This window comes from Streptomyces fradiae, from assembly GCF_041270065.1.
GTDB lineage: Bacteria > Actinomycetota > Actinomycetes > Streptomycetales > Streptomycetaceae > Streptomyces.
In genome coordinates, this window is the sequence record NZ_CP065958.1 from 2,677,668 (window position 1) to 2,694,195 (window position 16,528).

Genomic DNA, 16,528 nt, shown 5'->3' on the forward strand with positions numbered 1-16,528 from the left:
GATCAGCCTCGGGTGAGCTTCTTGTAGGTGGCGCGGTGCGGACGGGCCGCGTCCGGGCCGAGGCGCTCGATCTTGTTCTTCTCGTAGGACTCGAAGTTGCCCTCGAACCAGAACCACTTCGAGTCGCCCTCGTACGCCAGGATGTGCGTGGCGACCCGGTCGAGGAACCAGCGGTCGTGGGAGACGACCACGGCGCAGCCCGGGAAGTCGAGCAGCGCGTTCTCGAGCGAGGAGAGGGTCTCGACGTCGAGGTCGTTGGTCGGCTCGTCGAGGAGCAGCAGGTTGCCGCCCTGCTTGAGGGTGAGCGCGAGGTTGAGGCGGTTGCGCTCACCGCCGGAGAGCACGCCGGCCGGCTTCTGCTGGTCCGGGCCCTTGAAGCCGAACGCGGACACGTAGGCACGGGACGGCATCTCGACCTGGCCGACGTTGATGTAGTCCAGGCCGTCGGAGACGACCTCCCACAGCGTCTTCTTGGGGTCGATGTTGGCGCGGCCCTGGTCGACGTACGAGATCTTGACGGTCTCGCCGACCTTGATGTCGCCGGAGTCCGGGGTCTCCAGGCCCTGCAGCATCTTGAAGAGCGTGGTCTTGCCGGCGCCGTTCGGGCCGATCACGCCGACGATGCCGTTACGGGGCAGGGTGAAGGACAGGTCGTCGACCAGGACCTTCTCGCCGAAGGCCTTGTTGAGCTTCTCGACCTCGACGACGATGCTGCCGAGCCGCGGGCCCGGCGGGATCTGGATCTCCTCGAAGTCCAGCTTCCGCATCTTGTCGGCCTCGGCGGCCATCTCCTCGTAGCGGGCGAGGCGCGCCTTGGACTTGGCCTGACGGCCCTTGGCGTTGGAGCGGACCCACTCCAGCTCTTCCTTGAGGCGCTTCTGCCGCTTGGCGTCCTTCTGGCCCTCGACCTTGAGGCGGGAGGCCTTGTTCTCCAGGTACGTGGAGTAGTTGCCCTCGTACGGGATGGCGCGGCCGCGGTCGAGCTCGAGGATCCACTCGGCGACGTTGTCGAGGAAGTACCGGTCGTGGGTGATGGCCACGACGGTGCCCTTGTACTGGGCGAGGTGCTGCTCCAGCCAGTTCACCGACTCGGCGTCGAGGTGGTTGGTGGGCTCGTCGAGGAGCAGCAGGTCGGGGGCCTCCAGGAGCAGCTTGCAGAGCGCCACGCGGCGCTTCTCGCCACCGGAGAGGTTGTTGACCTGCCAGTCGCCGGGCGGGCAGCCCAGGGCGTCCATGGCCTGCTCCAGCTGGGCGTCCAGGTCCCACGCGTTGGCGTGGTCCAGGTCGTCCTGGAGCTTGCCCATCTCCTCCATGAGCTCGTCCGTGTAGTTCGTGGCCATCTCCTCGGCGATGGCGTTGAACCGGTCGAGCTTGCCCTTGACCTCGGCGACGCCGTCCTCGACGTTCTGCAGCACGGTCTTGGACTCGTCCAGCTTCGGCTCCTGCATGAGGATGCCGACGGAGTAACCGGGCGAGAGGAACGCGTCACCGTTGGAGGGCTGCTCCAGGCCGGCCATGATCTTCAGCACGGTGGACTTACCGGCACCGTTCGGGCCGACCACACCGATCTTCGCACCGGGCAGGAAGCTCAGCGTCACGTCATCGAGGATGACCTTGTCGCCGTGCGCCTTGCGCGTCTTGCGCATGGTGTAGATGTACTCAGCCAAGAGAAACCGTCCGGCAAGGAGTGAGTGGGCAGATAGGTCCCATCTTGCCTGACCGAGCCCCGTCGGCGGAAACCAGTACCGCCGGGACGGCACCTCGCGAGCCTGACCTGCCCCTTCTCCGAGTGACCCGGCCGTCACCGTGGGTGGACGACGGAGCGGATGGCGGAGGGATGGCGGAAACGGGACGGCCCCGCCGCGCGGTGCGCGACGGGGCCGTCCTCGGCCGCTGCGGGTTACTGACCGGCGGTCTTCTTCTTGCGGAGGAAGAAGATCGCGCCGCCGCCGACCACGACGAGCGCGGCGGCGATGCCGGCGATCATCGGGGTGGCGCTGGAGCTACCGGTCTCGGCGAGGTCGCCGCCGCCGGTGGTGCCGGAGGTGGTGCCGCCGGTCGCCGGGGTCTGGGACGGCGACGGGGTGTCGGTCGGGGTCTCGGACGGCGTCGGGCCGGGGGTGGCCGTCTTGCAGTCGAGGACGCCCTCGATGACCTTCTCGAAGCCGTTCGGGCCGGTGATGGTGAACTTGTACGCCTCGTCCTCGGCGACCGGGACGGTGACGGTCTTCGACTCGCCGGCGGCAATCGAGTACTTCACGCCCTTGAGGTCCACCTCCCAGGCCTCGTCACCCTTGTTGCCGAGGGTGATGTCGACGCCGCCCTTGGCGCAGTTCTTCTCGGCGGTGACCGAGGGGACCACACCCTGCTTCGCCCAGCTCGCGGAGGCCTTGGCGGAGACGGTGGAGGTGCTGGTGCCGGCCAGGATCAGGGTCTGGCTCTTCACCTTGGTGGCGACGAAGGCGCGGCCGATCGGGACGGTGGTGTCGGCCTGGACGTTCAGCTCGGCGGTGCCGTCGGCGGTACCGGCCGGAACGTCGAAGTAGACCTTGGAGCCGTCGGCGACGCTGGTGACGGCCTTGCCGTCCTTGTCGACGACGGTCACGCCGGCCGGGGCGCCGGGGGCGAGGGAGACCTTCGCCGTGCCGGAGTTGGTGTCGACCGTGATCGGGCCGAGACGGCTGCCCGCCTTGCCCGCGACGGACGACGGGGAGAGGCTCAGGGAGGCGGTGGGCTCGTCGAGCTCGACGGCCTTCTCCTCCAGGAACTTCGTCAGCTTCGCGGCGTCGGCGTTGACCGGAACGGCGTCGACCTTGTCGGAGAAGTGCCAGATGGCGGCCTGGGTGGCAGCGGCGGCGGTCTTCTCGGTGAGCTGCGTGGCACCGGCCTTGGCGGCCAGGCTCGTGAGGTCGTTCACCTGCGGGTAGGAGTTCTGCAGGATCCAGCGGATCTTGCCGGCGTCCTTGTTGTTGTGGAGCGACGACTGGTCCCAGCCGACCTCCTTGTACTCCTGGCCCGTCTTCGCACCGGTGTAGAGGTCGATGCAGTAGGTCTGGATGAACCCACCGGGCTTGACGGCCATCTCGAACAGGCCGGCCGAGACCTCACGGTTCGAGTCCTTGATCTCGACGGTGTCGTAGATCTTCAGGTCGCCGAGCGTCGCCGTGGCGCCGCCCGTTCCCTGGTCGGCCCCGTCGGCCATCGCCGGTCCCGCGATGGCTATCGAACCCGCAACGACGAGACCCGAAACCATCGTCGCGGCGGCAAGGCGGGCAACGCCGCGCCTCCGAACTGAAAACATGGATTTCCCCTCCGTGCGGGCTGCTCCGCGTCTTCGATCGAGACGCGTGGGGGGAGCACCCGCCAGCAGACTCACTGCCCCACTGGAAGCAAGTGCCTCATGAGTATCCGGGAATCCTAGGGACGGGGAAGCCCCCGGTGTCCCGTCGTACGGTCTGATAACCATTCCGACTCGAAATCGTTATCAGCGGGGGAAGTTGAGCGCGAAACCGCTGGTCACGGTATCGATAAATCCCCACAACGGAAGGTCAGGGGGCGGCTACCAGAGGGTAGTCGACGTGCTCGGGATCCGTCGGCGGCGATGAATTCGGAACGCCTTGTTCCGGTACAGGAGTTGCGGGAGCGCTGGAAGTCGCGGGAGCTTCGGCCGCCGCCTGTCGCGTCGCTCGCCGGAAGGCCGCCGTGCCCCGCGTCAGATCGTGGCCGACCGCGACCGCGTCGACGTCCACGAAGGTCTTCCGGCGCCCGTCGAGCTCCTCCTCACGGACCTTCAACCGGCCGTGCACCACCAGTGGTTCGCCCACCGAGACCGAGGCCGCCAGGTTCGCCCCCAGCGAGCGCCACGCCGACACCGTGTAGAAGCTGGTGGCCCCGTCGGCCCACATCCCCCGTTCGCGGTCCCAGCGGCGCGCGGTCACCGCGAAGCGGAACCGGGCGACCCCGCCCGACACCGTCTCCCGGTACTCCACGTTCGTCGCCACGTTGCCGACCAGCGTCACCGTCGTCTCGTTCATCTGCCCACGCTCCCCCATCGGTTCCCCGGAACGGCGGTCGTCCGCCCTTCCGCAATCCATCCTGGACCGAACCGGAGAAACCCGCTGAAGCCTGTGGACAAGTGAGCAGTTGGGGACAACTCGGCCACCCGAACGAGGCCTTCCGCCTCAGCGCACCCGCGCGCCCCCCGCCCGCGCCGGCCCGAACCGCGTCCCGCCGAACCGCCCGCCACCGCCACCGATCCCCGCTCCCCCGCCGCCCACGGTCCGGCTCGCCATCCGCGTCGCACCGGCGGCCGTCACGAACTGCTCGCGCACCTCCCGGTAGCGCATCAGCTCCGCCGCGATCGGGTCGAGCACCCGGGCCCGGCCGCAGGCCGCCGCGGCCTCGCGCAGCGCGCGCTCGGCCTCCTGCCCGTAACGCCGCGCAGGTCCCCGTACCGCCGCCGCACAGGCCCACTCGACCAGCGGACCGCCGACGATCCCCGCGACCATGATGAGCACCGGCGGCCAGAGCAGCGGCTCGACCACCCCCACGATCTGGGCGATCAGCCACAGCGCGCCGAAGATCTGCAGGAAGGTCATCACCACCTGGGCGAGCACCGCGGCCGGCCACCAGGCCGGGCGGGGCGGCCGGGCCGCCGGGTCGCCCATGCTCACCGTCAGCTCGTCGAGCGCCTCCGGCAGCCCGTCGGCGCCGCGCAGCGCCGCCTCGCGGACCGACTGCGCCCAGGGGCCCGGCAGCCCGCGCGCGGCCTCGTCGGAGACGATCCGTACCGCCTGCTCGACCCGCTGACGCGCGGTCAGCTCGTCCTCGACCGGCGCCACCTGGCCCGTATCGCCGCTGCCGTGCTCGCGCACCCGCTCGTACCAGCGGTAGAGCCGCAGCCACGGCGTGCCGCAGGCGCGGATGGCGTTGCGGCGCCAGACCCGTTCGGCGGCCTCGCCCGCCGCCTGCGCGCCGACCGCGACGGCGAGCCGGTGGGCGAACTCCTCCCGGGAGCGTTCGCCGAGCCCGGGCCGCCCGTCGGCGACGAACTCCGGCCGCAGCCGGGCCGTGGCGGCGTCCACGTCGGCGGCGAGCCGCCGCTCGGGCGCGGTGCGCTCCTGGACGAACCGCCCGAGGAGCTCGCGCAGCTCCGGCACGCCCTCCCCGGTCAGCGCGGACAGCGGCAGGACGGTCGCGCCGGGTTCGCCGTGTTCGCCGAGCGCCATGCCGTCCTCGTCGAGGAGTCGGCGCAGGTCGTCGATGACGAGGTCGGCGGCCTCGGTGCCGAGCCGGTCGATCTGGTTGAGGACAACGAAGGTGACCTCCGCGTGCCCGGCGAGCGGCCGCAGATAGCGTTCGTGCAGCGCGGCGTCGGCGTACTTCTCCGGGTCGACCACCCAGATCACCGCGTCGACGAGCCCGAGCAGCCGGTCCACCTGGTCGCGGTGGGCGGTGACGGCCGAGTCGTGGTCCGGCAGGTCGATCAGGACGAGCCCCTGGAGTTCGGCGTCGGCCGCGCCGCCCGCGAGCGGCCTGCGGCGCAGCCGCCCGGGGATGCCGAGCCGGTCGAGCAGCCCCGCCGCGCCCTCGGACCAGCTGAGCGCGATCGGCGCGGACGTGGTGGGACGGCGCAGGCCGGTCTCGGAGACGGGGACGCCGGCGAGGGCGTTGAAGAGGGACGACTTGCCGCTGCCGGTGGCCCCGGCGATGGCGACGACGGTGTGCCGCGCGGACAGCCGCTGGCGCGCCGCGGCCTCGTCGAGCACCCGTCCGGCCTCGGCCAGCGCCCGGCCCTCGACCCGGGTACGGGAGAGGCCGACGAGCTCGTGCAGCGCGTCGAGGCGGGTGCGCAGCGCCCCGCCGTAGGCGCCGCCGAGGGGCGGGAGCGCGCTCTCGTCGTCGTCCGTGAGCTGCTGGTCCTGATGGCCCTTGGGGTGGGGGCGGTCGGCGACACGGCGGGCGATCAGCCCGTCGTCCCAGCGCTTCTCTCCATCCGCTGTGTCGTCCACGGCGTCACTTCTCCTTCTGCAGTACGGAGAGCGCGGCGATCAGTTCGGCCTGCGGCTCGGGGGTCACGTCGAGGGCGTCGAGGGGGGCGAGACGCCGGTCGCGTTCGGTGTGCAGGGCGCGGTCGAGGTACGTGGCGAGGAGCTCGCCGCCCTTGTCGCGCAGCCGCAGGGCGCCCTGGGCGCCGAGGAGTTCGGCCAGCCGGTCGCCGGCGGCACGGGTGCGGCGGCCGCCGAGCAGGACGGCGGCGAGGAGCGCGGTGAGGGTCTCGGTGTCGGGGGCCGCGGCGGCGGCCGCGCGCTTGCCGCCCCGGGCCCGGGTGGCGGCGGGGCGCTCGATGTCCCGTACCTCCTCCTCGACCGTCTCCTCCAGGACGCGCCGCCAGCGCCGTACGGTCATGGCGATCCGTTCCCCGGCGTCCTGGGCGTCGTCCTTGCCGCTGGGGGCGAGGCCGGGGGCGGAGGCGGAGGCGGGGGCGTGGGCTTTGGGCGCCAGCGCGCCGGCGGCGGGTTCACGGCGCCAGGCGTCCCGTACCCGTTCGTCGGCGGCGGCGACGGCGCACTGCACGACCGCGCCGAGGGATTCGACGAGGGCGTCGAGGAGTTCGCCGGCCGAGCTGTCCCGGGGGTAGCCGCGCCAGCGGGTACGGGCGTCGCCGGCGAGGACGGCGCCGCGGCGCACCTGCTCGCGGACCCGGCCGCCCTGCTCCTCGTACGCGGACTCGACGGCGCCGCCGAGTCGTACGGCCGCCGCGTACTGGGCCGCGACCGCCCCGGCGAGTTCCGGCATGCGGGTGTCGAGCGAGTCGATCACTCCGGCGGCGGTCCGGCCGACGGCCTGCTGGCGGGCGGCGGGGTCCTGGGCGCAGTGGGCGAGCCAGCCGCGGAGCGGGGCGACGGCGTTGTCGGGCAGGAGTCCGGTGCCGCCGCCGGTGGACTCGGGCAGTTCGGGGATGGTGAAGCGGGGCAGGTCGCCGAATCCGGCCTTGTCGAGCAGCGCCTCGTACTGCCGGGAGACCTCGGTGATCACCTGGTGGGGAACCCGGTCCAGGACGGTGACGAGGGTGGCGTCGTACTCCTTGGCGGTACGGAGCAGATGCCAGGGGACGGCGTCGGCGTAGCGGGAGGCGGTGGTGACCATGACCCAGATGTCGGCGGCGCACATCAACTCGGCGGCGAGCAGCCGGTTCTCGACGACGAGGGAGTCGATGTCGGGCGCGTCGAGCAGGGCCAGGCCACGGGGCAGGGTGGCGGCGGTCTCGACCCGCAGGGCGTTGTCCTCCGGGGGTTCCTCGGCGGGGTGCTCGTCGTCCTGCTGGGGCAGCCAGACGCGGGTGAGCTGCGGCAGTACGCGCATCCCGGCGAACCAGTGGTGGTCCTCGGGGTGGCAGACCAGGACGGGCGTCCGGGTGGTGGGTCTGAGCACCCCCGCCTCGCTCACCCGCCGCCCCACGAGCGAGTTGACCAGCGTGGACTTCCCGGCCCCGGTGGAACCGCCGACGACCGCGAGCAGCGGCGCGTCGGGATCCTTCAACCGGGGCACCAGATAGTCGTCGAGCTGGGCGAGCAACTCGGCCCGGGTCTGGCGGGCGCGCGGGGCGCCGGGAAGGGGGAGGGGAAGACGCACGGCGGCGACACGGTCGCGCAGGGCGGAGAGTGCGTCGATCAGCTGAGGCCGTTCGTCCAAGGTCACCACATGCGAAGAATGCCCAATTTTGGAGCCTTTTTGAAGCGTATTGCGGCTGCGCGCGCCGACCGAACGGATGTAGCCGGGCACCCTCGGTGCCACCCTGGGCATAACGACTGCACAACACCCGGCCCGAGTGGCGCGAAAAGCGCTGCACGAATCGCACCTGCCTGCGATTATCGGACCGCTTCACCGAACCTCCACATCGTGCCACGCAGGTGAAGCACCCGGGCCAGGCCGACCGGACCCCTATCCTTGACCCGGCCACCCCACCGGCCACCACCGGCCCCCGTAGCTCAGCGGATAGAGCAGGTGCCTTCTAAGCACTTGGCCGCAGGTTCGAGTCCTGCCGGGGGCGCAACATCGGGACCCTCCTTCGGGAGGGTCTTTTTGCTGGTCGGGTGGGGTTTCTGTGATCGTCCGGGGGGCGCCGGACGCGCCCCGGTGGGCCCGAGGGGCGTCCCGGCGGTGTCTGGCGGAAACCGGGTTTCTGCGGGTGGCTGCGGTGAATACGCGGAGAAGTCTTCGGGCAGCCCCGGGCCTGTCCGGATCCCCTAGCTCACCCGCCTCCTCGATGCGCCTCTTCAGGCCGTCTCACCGGGCAGGGGCAGAGTCGGTCAGAGGTAGAGGTCGATCGTGAAGCGCCTCTTGCCCGGGCCGATGGTGTCGGCGTGGACCGAGCCACGAGCACGGTCGTACTTCCCGGTGCCGCCGGTGATCGCGTTGTCGAACGAGGGGGGAGGGACGGTCGGGAGGCCCTGGGGGTTGAGGATGCCGAAGACCATCCCCTGCGCGGTGAGCTGGCCGTCCGGGAGGGTGTAGGTCACGACGCACTCCTCCGCTCCGCCAGTGTCCCCGGGCAGCGCCGCCCGGGTGGTGGTGCAGAAGCCGCCGGTCTCGCCGACCTTGTTGCCGGCCTCGTCGGAGAGGATCGAGCGGACGACGGTCCGGTCGCCCTGAGCGGCCGGACCCTTGGGGTTGACGGGGAAGCGGGACTGCTCCGCGAGCTGGCCGATGAGGGTGATGACCTGGTGTTTGCCCTTGCCGTGGCCGAAATCGGCGCCCGTCTCGGCGGCGGTCGCGAGAGGGGCGCAGGCGAGGAGGGTGACCAGCGCGGTGGCCGTGCCGAGACAGGCCGATCTGATGGTGCGCATCGTGCGGCTCCTGAGATTGATGCTCATGGATGGTCAGGGGATGAAACGGTCATGCGATTTCATGCATAACCTCGGCCCTGCCGCCGCCCGGGACGTCCCGGCACGACCCACCGGCAGATCCGACCGATCAGACCAACCTGGGACGGGGGCCCGGCAAGCCGGAGCTGGGCGTGGGCCCCTTCTCAGCAATTGGGCGCAGGCTCGAGTCCTGCGTGTGGAGGGTGGCGCGGAGTTGGGTGGCCCAGGCGCGGGGGTGGGTGGTGTTGCCGTTGTGGCCGCCGGGGAAGGGGGTGACCGGGCGGTCGAGCAGGGCGGCGAGGCGGTGGGCGGCCTGGTAGTCGTAGACCGTTGTCGGGGTGGTCCGCCCGGTGGCCGGCAGGATGCGGACGGGGGTGGTGGCGAGGGCGTCGCGGCAGCCGGGATCGGTGCGCAGGGCGGTGAACTCGGTGGTGATGAAGTGGGCGAAGTTGCTGCGGCGCTGTGCGTCCATCGGCTGCGGGGTCAGGTCGGGTTCGGCGTCGGGGCCGGCCGGGTCGATGCCGAGGGACGCCGCGATGGCGGGGAGGGCGGCGGGCAGGCCGCGCGTGGCGAACAGGTCCTGGAGGTGGGCCAGTTCGGCGCGGTGGGCCTCGGCGTCGAGGCCGGCGTCGAGCAGCCAGGGGGCGACGGGCTCGTGGGCGATCAGGGTGTCGAGCTGATCGCCGTGGCCGGCGGCCAGGTGGAGGCCGATCACGGCGCCGAAGCTGCAGCCGAGCATGTACGCCGGGCCGTCGGCGACGTGGGCGAGGAGGCGGTGGGCGTCATCGGTGTGGTCGGCCATGGTGACGGGCCGCCCGGGGTCGTCGAGGGTGCTGCGGGACAGGCCGCGGCGGTCGTACGTGAGCAGGGTGAAGTCGTCGGCCAGGGCGTCCACGAGGTCGGCGGTGCGCCGGGCGTCGCCCTCCCCGCTCTGCGAGATGAACAGGAGCGGGCCGGTGCCGCGCCGCTCGAAGTAGAGGGTCGCGCCGTCGACGGGCAGCAGGCCGGTGGTCATCAGGAGTCCTCCTTCGCCGGATGGTGGCCTTCAAAGTAATGCATCTTTTCTGATGTATCAATCTTGATGCATCTGGAGGGATGTATCTTGTGGGTGTGAACGGCATGGATCTGGCCCTGCTGGGGCGCACCCTGATGAAGCTCGGCGAGGCCGCCATCCCGACCGAGGGCATCGGCGCCCACGGCACGAGCACCCAGTCGGTGATCATCGTCGCGGCCGATATCAGGGCCCATCCCGGCACACCCGTCAAGGACATCGCCGCGCGGACCGGCTTCCCCCAGAGCAAGGTCTCCGCGTGCGTCGCCCGCCTCCGCGAAGCCGGCACGGTCGAGACACGCACCGACCCGGCCGACCGCCGCCGCACCCTCATCACGCCCTCCCCGAGCGCCTCCCCCCGCGTCGCGGCCGTCCGCGCCGCCGACATCGACGGCGTCCTCACCCGCGCGCTGGAGGACCCGGCTCGACTCGACGAGGTCAAGGCCGCCCTGAACGTCCTCGCTCAGCACCTCGACCCGACCGCCCTCGCCCGGATCGGCGGCTGAGCCGGCCGCTGAGCGGGCGGGCTGAGTACGATCGCCCGCAGCGGTACGAGGAAGGGTGGGGGCATGCGTCGACTGCTGCTGCTCGGCTCGCTGTTGGTGCTCATCACCGGGTGTGGGGTGGTGCAGAACTCCAACGGTGAGGCGACGGATGCCGCGCGGGAGGCGGCCAGGAGGGCGGGCGAGCGTCTGTACGGCCAGCGGCCGCGCACGGCCGAGGAGGTCGGGCGGTCCGCCGCCGGCATCGACGGGGTGGACGTGCTGCGGGTGACCGGCACCTCGACGCACGAAGGGGACGGCGTGGAGGTGGTCGTCCGGACGTCCGGCTCGGCGTACAACAGTTGGTTCGACCTCGAGGAGGTCACCGTGCTCCGCTGTTTCGCGGTGCGGGTGTCGCCGACGTCGGAGTGGCGCGAGGAGCCGCGTGACGTGGACTGCCCGGAGGGACCTCCGCTGACCTTCGCCCCACCGCCCGCGCCGCCCGAGCTGCCGTACGGGGAGCAGCTGCGCGCCAAGCTTCCGCGGGTGCCGCGGGGTGGCCGGGTCGACGAGGCCGAGGTGCGCCGCGCGGTCGCCGCCCTGGACCTGGATCCGGCGATCCGTAGCGAGGTGCGGGCGGAGGACGGGCGGGTCGGCGTTCTCCTGTCGGTGCAGGGCAACGGCTTCGACGCGCAGGACTGTGTCCTCGCCCGGGTGAGCCCCGGCGCCACCGAGGTGTGGACGCCGACCCGGATCCAGCGGATGCCCGGGGAGGGCGGCTGCAGCGTGAGCAACGCGCTGCACCCGGCGCCGCCACCGCACTGACCGGCCGGACGGAAGGACGGACGGCTGTCCGGCTCAGGCTGCAAGCCCCGGGCGCTCGGACCGGTCTCCGGCGAGGCGGGCCGTCACCGCGGCCAGCCACACCAGCCCGAGGCCCGCGCCGGCGGTGAACGCCAGGACCGAGGCGGCGGAGGCCATGAACCCGGCGAGGACGACCGCCGGGGCGATCCGCGAGGCCACGGCCCAGGCTCGGTGGCCCCGCGCGGCGAGCGGGCGCGCCAGGACGACGAACACGGCGCACAGCGCGACGTAACCGACCATCCCGGCGAGCATGTGGCCGGCGCCGTGCCCGCTCATCACGGTCGTGTCGGGCGCGCCGACGGGAAAGCCCGCCCCGGCGTCGGCCGGGAGGGCGGCGGCCGCCCAGAACGAGGCCCCGAACACGCCCACCAGGGCCGGACCCCACGTACCGCCCGCCCCGCCGCTCAGCTCGCGCCGCAGACCGACCGCGCCGGCGGTCAACAGGGCGCCGGTGAGCAGGAAGTTCACCGTCTGGATCCAACCGCCGTCGCCGAGGGCGAGCTGGCTGATCGCGTTGCGCGCGAAGTCGAATCCGTCACGGCTGAACCCCTGGACGACCCCGGCGAGAAGGAACACCGGGCCCGCGACGACCGCGCCGCCCATCAGCCCCCGCCCCCGTGCCCCGGACCGGGCCGCGGGCAGCACAGCGGCGGGGGCGGAAGCGGGGTTGGCGCGGGGGGCGTTGAGCGTGTGGGTCATGGCGGGCCTTCCTCGTACCGGTCTGGTCGCACATATGACCGGTGAGGAGCGGCGAACTCATCGGTACGAGGAAGGTGCCCCATGTCATCTCTACGACGACTCCGGCGATCTGGCCGTGTCAGCCCAGGCCTTCCCCGTCGCCGGCGCGGAGCCTTGCCCCGCTGACATCAACCTCGATCAGGCCTTCTGATGGAATGACGTCGTGTTCTACGCCGATCTCAGTCCCTACGCCTACCTCCCGGCCGAGGACGGCGATGTGTTCACCGAAGCCGGTGCCGGCCTGCGGTTCGTCACCGTGCGGAACGCCTACCGGCGGCTCAACATCGGCTGGCTGGAGTCCGGACAGCCTTGGACCAAGGGGCCGGCGTCCGCGGACTTCGTCTCCAAACTGCTGGCGGTGCTGGACGGGCAGGGCGTGAACCAGGCGCTCGGCCTGCACGAGTGCGACCTGTGTCCCGTACCGCTCGATTCTGCCCGCCCCTGGTACGAACCCCGGCCGGGACACCGACGCGCGAGCGCCGCTACGGGCGAGATCCGGGTACCCGGGGCTCCGGGAACCGCCTACGCCGCGCCCCAGTTGATCGGGCACTACGTCGCCGATCACCGCTACCTGCCGCCCCGGGAGTTCGTCGACGCCGTCCTGGCCTTCGACCTGCAGGACCGCTCGGCCGCGTACCCGGCGATCGCCTTCCCTTGGATTCCCGACGACGCCGAGCTGTACGACGCCTTGGCCGAGTGACCTCCCGCGCCGCCCCGGCGCCACAGGCTGTCCCCGGCGGCGGACACACACGGCGTCAGGGTGACCGCAGGGGCGACCACAGGCGCTACCCCAGCGCCGCCGGGAGGCCGTTCAGGCGGAGGCGGGTGGCGCCGCGGAGGTGGGGGAGGTCGTCTTCCGGGCGGGCGGAGGGGGTCAGGAAGGCGGCTTGTTCGGTCCAGCGCAGGTGGGTGCCGTCGGGGTGCGGGTGGAGTTCGACGGTCACCAGGGAGGCCCAGCGGGGGATGTCGTCCACGTGGGATGTGTACGTGTAGACGACGCGCGCGGCCGGCACGATGTCGAGGTACCGGGATGCGTAGGCGAGCCGTTCCGGTGCGGCGCCCGTGGTCGTGAAGAGGCTCGACGCGGTCTCGCCGCCGTTCACCGTGAAGTCGTGGGTGTACGAGACCTGGCGGCCGGGCAGCCTGAACCACCGGCGCCGGGCCGGGGTGTCGGCGAACGCGCCGAAGACCGTGTCCGGGGGTGCCGCCAGGTGGGCCTCCACGGTGAAGGTGTCGTGCCGGGTGTCGTGCTGCCGCACGTACTCGACCGAATCCGGTGCGGTGGGCTTCAAGGGCATATGTCCCTCACAACGTCGAGATCAGGGGGGTCAAGGGGGCTTCAGAATTCGGCGGCCGGTCGTCTCGTCACCGTGCCAGGTGAACGGTCCGCCGTCGAACGGCCTCCTCGCCCCTCCCCGCTGACCAGCCCCCGCACCCGGCCCGCACCCGACCCGCACCCGACTCCCCCTCCCCCGAAGGAATCGCACCGTGACGCACACGCTGAACCTGTGGCGCCGACAGCTGGGCGAAGTACCCGCCTCGGTCTGGGAACGCACCGATCTCGACACACTGATCCTCGCGGAGAACGGGCTCACCCACCTCCCGCCCGAGATAGGCGGGCTACGGCGGCTGTCCACCCTGGATCTCGGCCACAACCGGCTCACCTCGCTGCCCGCCGAACTCGGCCGCCTGACCGGCCTCGACGCCTTTCTCTACCTCCACGACAACGAGCTCGCCGACCTCCCCGACACCCTCGGCGAGCTCCGCCGGCTGCGCTACCTCAACGTCGGCGAGAACCGGCTCACCGCCCTGCCCGAGGCCCTCGGCCGGATGACCGGACTGGTCGAACTCCGGGCGCAGCACAACCGCCTGACGACCCTTCCGGAGACGATCGGCTCCCTCCGCGACCTGCGCGAGCTCTGGCTCCGGGGCAACACGATCACCCATCTGCCGCCGTCCACGGCCGCCCTGCGCGCACTGCGCCATCTGGATCTGCGCGAGAACGCCCTCACCGAGCTCCCGGAGCCGCTCGCCGGCCTGCCCCTGCTGCGGCACATCGACGTCCGCAGCAACCGGCTCACCCGGCTGCCGGACTGGATCGCCGAGCTGCCCGCGCTGGAGAAGCTGGACCTCCGTTGGAATCTCTGCGTTCCGCCCCCGGCGCTCCTGGCCCGGCTCGAACGGCGCGGCTGCGTCGTCCTGCGGTGAGGCCCCGTCTGCGGTGAGCCCCCTTCCACGGTGATCCCCCGTCACCGGGGAGGGTGACACCGGCGTCATCCGCGCTACCTCACCCCACCCTTCCGCGTTGACGTCCCGTGACGCCTTTTGCAGTGACGGTTCTGCACGGCGGACCTGCGGGTTCGGGGGCGGGATGACGAGATGTGGGACGACGTGACGGGGGTAGTGGGCGTGTGGGCAGGGCAGGGCGGCGGCGGGGTGCGGCTGCTTGAGCGGGCGGCCGGGCCGCAGGGGCTCGTCGGGCGGGAGGCGGAGCTCGCGGCGGTGCGGGCGGCGCTCGGGGCGCATCGGCTGGTGAGCGTGACCGGGGCCGCCGGGGTCGGAAAGAGCCGGCTCGCGCTTGCGGCAGTGGCGCCGGAGGAGGCGCCGTGGCGGGCGATGGTGCGGGTGCGGTGGCACGACGGGGTGCCGGTGGGGCCGCGGGCGCTCGCCGGGCGGATCGCGCAGGCGCTCGACGCGGCGGCCGGCGGGTACGGGCGGGTGGGCACGGCGGGCAATGCGGCCGGCACCGTACGGGTGGGCGCGGCGCTCGAACTGGCCGATGCCGTACGGGCGTTGCCGGACGACGAGCTGCTGCTGATCCTGGACGACGTCGACCCTGTGCACGGGCAGTGCGCCGGGGTCGTGCAGTCGCTGCTCATGGCGCTGCCCGCGCTGCGCGTGCTGGTCACCGCGCGGCGGCCGCTGGGGCTCGGCGACGAGCATGTCGTACGGCTCGCGCCGCTGGCCACCGAGCCGGCGGCCGAGCTGCTCCGGGCCTCGGCGGAGGCGCACGGGGTGACCAGTGAGCCGGATCCGGCCGCCGTCGCCCGGGTCTGCCGGCTCCTGGAGGGCAATCCGCTGGCGATCGAACTGGCCGCCGCGCAGCTGACCGACCTCCCCGCCGACGATCTCGCCGACCGCCTCCAGGACGGGCAGTGCTGGCTGTCGGCGACCGGTCCGCTGCTGAAGCGGCACCGTTCCTGGCGCGCCTCGCTCGGCGCCGTCCACGCGCTGTGCGAGCCGGGCGTACGGAAGGCCTGGCGGCGGCTCAGCGTGTTCGCGGGCGACTTCACCGAGCGGGCCGCGGTCTTCGTGTGCGAGGGCGCCGACCTCTCCCCCGACCGGGTGCCGGGCGCCCTCGCCCATCTGACCGCGATCGGGGCCCTGGAGCGGGCCTCGGAGCTCGGCTCCGTGCTCGAACCGCGCTACCGGATGGCCCGGGCCGCCCGCGACTTCGGCGCCGAACGGCTCGCGGCGGCGGGCGAGTCGGCCGCCGCCGCGAGCCGGCACGCCCGGCACTGCCGCAGCACCGCGGCGGTCGCCGAGACCCTGTGGAACACCGGGCTCCAGCAGCAGGCGGTACGGCTCGTGCAGGACGAACTCGCCGACCTCACCGCGCTGGTGCGGCGCGGCACCCTCGACCCCGGGCACGCCGAGACGGCCCTGGAGACGGTGCTCCACCTGTGGTTCTGGTGGGTGGCCCACGAGCGGGCCCGGGAGGGCGCCGGGCACGTCCTCGCGCTGCTGCCGCGGCTGCCCGCCGCCGAGTGGCTGACCGCCCGCGGCCAGTGGCTCGCGGGCTGGCTCACCACCGGTGCCGACCCGGCCACCGCGCAGCGGCTGCTCGACCGGGCCTGGCCGATCGCGGTGCTGTGCGGCGACGACGCCCTGGTCGGCCGGATCGCCCATGTGCACGGCACGCTCGCCTGGCAGCGCGGCGACCTGCCGGCGGCCACCGCGCACTACCGCCACGCCGCCGACACCGTGCCCCCGCTCGCGCCCGGCGGCCCGACCCCGGCGGTCAGCCTCGCCGCGCTCGCGATCGTGGACTCCGCGACCGCGCCCGCCCGTGCCGTACGCACCGCGCGCCGGGCCCTCGCGCAGCCCACCGGGCACCACGACACCTGGGCGACGGCCCTCGCGCAGTACGCCCGGGCGCTCGCCGACGTACGGGCCGGGCGCCCCGGCCGGGCCCGCCGCCGCGCCGAACGGGCCCTCGCCCACCTCGACGCCCGGCTCGACGCCCCGCAGCCGCGCGCGGCCCTGCGCCGGCTGCTCGACACCCTCCGCGACGGTGACGGAGACGCCGGCGCCGGCACATCCGGAACCGGCGCCGGCGGCGCGGCCGGAACCGGGCCCCGTCCCGTGCCCGTACCCGCCCCGCGCACCACCCCCTAGGCCACACCACACGAGGCACCACACGACGCACCACACGAGGCACCGCACAACGCACCGCACGACCACCGGCCCCGCGCACCCCGGCCTGCGCCGACTGGCGGAGTCCGTTCATGCGGCGCGGTGGTCTG

Annotated in this window: 14 protein-coding genes and 1 tRNA gene; 6 read left to right on the forward strand and 9 right to left on the reverse strand. The window is 72.8% G+C overall.

Annotation, left to right across the window (positions count from 1 at the left end; translation table 11 throughout):
- Positions 1–2: 2 nt before the first annotated feature.
- From ettA to JAO84_RS12050, 5 genes are all read right to left on the reverse strand, one after another.
- Positions 3–1,667, reverse strand: coding sequence for an energy-dependent translational throttle protein EttA (ettA, locus tag JAO84_RS12030; RefSeq protein WP_265862502.1), 1,665 nt, complete (start codon positions 1,665–1,667; stop codon positions 3–5).
- A 233-nt stretch (positions 1,668–1,900) separates the two neighbouring features.
- Positions 1,901–3,301: a Cys-Gln thioester bond-forming surface protein gene (locus JAO84_RS12035; protein WP_370412860.1), complete on the reverse strand. Its 1,401-nt coding sequence runs from the start codon at positions 3,299–3,301 to the stop codon at positions 1,901–1,903.
- A 247-nt stretch (positions 3,302–3,548) separates the two neighbouring features.
- Positions 3,549–4,034: a single-stranded DNA-binding protein gene (locus JAO84_RS12040; protein ID WP_370412861.1), complete on the reverse strand. Its 486-nt coding sequence runs from the start codon at positions 4,032–4,034 to the stop codon at positions 3,549–3,551.
- Positions 4,035–4,181: 147 nt separating this feature from the next.
- Positions 4,182–6,011, reverse strand: coding sequence for a GTPase (locus tag JAO84_RS12045; RefSeq protein WP_370412862.1), 1,830 nt, complete (start codon positions 6,009–6,011; stop codon positions 4,182–4,184).
- A 4-nt stretch (positions 6,012–6,015) separates the two neighbouring features.
- The gene (locus tag JAO84_RS12050; protein ID WP_370412863.1) at positions 6,016–7,695 is read right to left on the reverse strand and encodes a dynamin family protein; all 1,680 of its coding nucleotides are present in this window, start codon (positions 7,693–7,695) and stop codon (positions 6,016–6,018) included.
- Between the two features lie 285 nt (positions 7,696–7,980).
- On the opposite strand from JAO84_RS12050, the gene JAO84_RS12055 reads away from it, so the two are divergent.
- Positions 7,981–8,053 (forward strand) — tRNA-Arg (locus JAO84_RS12055).
- 259 nt (positions 8,054–8,312) lie between these two features.
- On the opposite strand, the gene JAO84_RS12060 is transcribed toward JAO84_RS12055, so the two are convergent.
- Together JAO84_RS12060 and JAO84_RS12065 are read right to left on the reverse strand one after the other, a co-directional pair.
- Positions 8,313–8,849 (reverse strand): hypothetical protein, encoded by a 537-nt coding sequence (locus tag JAO84_RS12060; protein WP_370412864.1) that lies wholly within the window; start codon positions 8,847–8,849, stop codon positions 8,313–8,315.
- 127 nt (positions 8,850–8,976) lie between these two features.
- Complete coding sequence (locus tag JAO84_RS12065; RefSeq protein ID WP_370412865.1) at positions 8,977–9,882, reverse strand: alpha/beta fold hydrolase; 906 nt, start codon at positions 9,880–9,882, stop codon at positions 8,977–8,979.
- A gap of 104 nt (positions 9,883–9,986) precedes the next feature.
- Between JAO84_RS12065 and JAO84_RS12070 the strand changes: the two genes are divergently transcribed.
- Together JAO84_RS12070 and JAO84_RS12075 are read left to right on the forward strand one after the other, a co-directional pair.
- Positions 9,987–10,424: a MarR family winged helix-turn-helix transcriptional regulator gene (locus JAO84_RS12070; protein ID WP_370416732.1), complete on the forward strand. Its 438-nt coding sequence runs from the start codon at positions 9,987–9,989 to the stop codon at positions 10,422–10,424.
- Between the two features lie 63 nt (positions 10,425–10,487).
- Entirely contained in the window at positions 10,488–11,225 is a 738-nt protein-coding gene (locus JAO84_RS12075) for a translation initiation factor IF-2 (protein WP_370412866.1), read from the forward strand.
- Positions 11,226–11,258: 33 nt separating this feature from the next.
- Here the strand turns inward: JAO84_RS12075 and JAO84_RS12080 are convergent, their stop codons facing one another.
- Positions 11,259–11,963 carry a DUF998 domain-containing protein gene (locus tag JAO84_RS12080; protein ID WP_370412867.1) on the reverse strand — a complete coding sequence of 235 codons (705 nt, stop codon included), beginning with the start codon at positions 11,961–11,963 and terminating at the stop codon, positions 11,259–11,261.
- A 202-nt stretch (positions 11,964–12,165) separates the two neighbouring features.
- Here JAO84_RS12080 and JAO84_RS12085 point away from each other — a divergent pair, with 202 nt between their 5' ends.
- A complete protein-coding gene (locus JAO84_RS12085) occupies positions 12,166–12,702 on the forward strand; it encodes a hypothetical protein (RefSeq protein WP_370412868.1) in 537 nt (178 codons plus the stop codon).
- 85 nt (positions 12,703–12,787) lie between these two features.
- Here JAO84_RS12085 and JAO84_RS12090 read toward each other — a convergent pair whose 3' ends face one another.
- Positions 12,788–13,294 carry an SRPBCC domain-containing protein gene (locus JAO84_RS12090; protein ID WP_370412869.1) on the reverse strand — a complete coding sequence of 169 codons (507 nt, stop codon included), beginning with the start codon at positions 13,292–13,294 and terminating at the stop codon, positions 12,788–12,790.
- Between the two features lie 196 nt (positions 13,295–13,490).
- Here JAO84_RS12090 and JAO84_RS12095 point away from each other — a divergent pair, with 196 nt between their 5' ends.
- Complete coding sequence (locus tag JAO84_RS12095; RefSeq protein ID WP_370412870.1) at positions 13,491–14,210, forward strand: leucine-rich repeat domain-containing protein; 720 nt, start codon at positions 13,491–13,493, stop codon at positions 14,208–14,210.
- Positions 14,211–14,393: 183 nt separating this feature from the next.
- Complete coding sequence (locus tag JAO84_RS12100; protein ID WP_370412871.1) at positions 14,394–16,400, forward strand: AAA family ATPase; 2,007 nt, start codon at positions 14,394–14,396, stop codon at positions 16,398–16,400.
- Positions 16,401–16,528 lie beyond the last annotated feature (128 nt).

Coding starts and splice junctions, on each gene's coding strand:
- JAO84_RS12080 (WP_370412867.1), bottom strand. CDS start 11,963: ATGACCCACACGCTCAACGCCCCCCGCGCCAACCCCGCTTCCGCCCCC.
- JAO84_RS12035 (WP_370412860.1), bottom strand. CDS start 3,301: ATGTTTTCAGTTCGGAGGCGCGGCGTTGCCCGCCTTGCCGCCGCGACG.
- JAO84_RS12040 (WP_370412861.1), bottom strand. CDS start 4,034: ATGAACGAGACGACGGTGACGCTGGTCGGCAACGTGGCGACGAACGTG.
- JAO84_RS12070 (WP_370416732.1), top strand. CDS start 9,987: ATGGATCTGGCCCTGCTGGGGCGCACCCTGATGAAGCTCGGCGAGGCC.
- JAO84_RS12060 (WP_370412864.1), bottom strand. CDS start 8,849: ATGCGCACCATCAGATCGGCCTGTCTCGGCACGGCCACCGCGCTGGTC.
- JAO84_RS12075 (WP_370412866.1), top strand. CDS start 10,488: ATGCGTCGACTGCTGCTGCTCGGCTCGCTGTTGGTGCTCATCACCGGG.
- JAO84_RS12065 (WP_370412865.1), bottom strand. CDS start 9,882: ATGACCACCGGCCTGCTGCCCGTCGACGGCGCGACCCTCTACTTCGAG.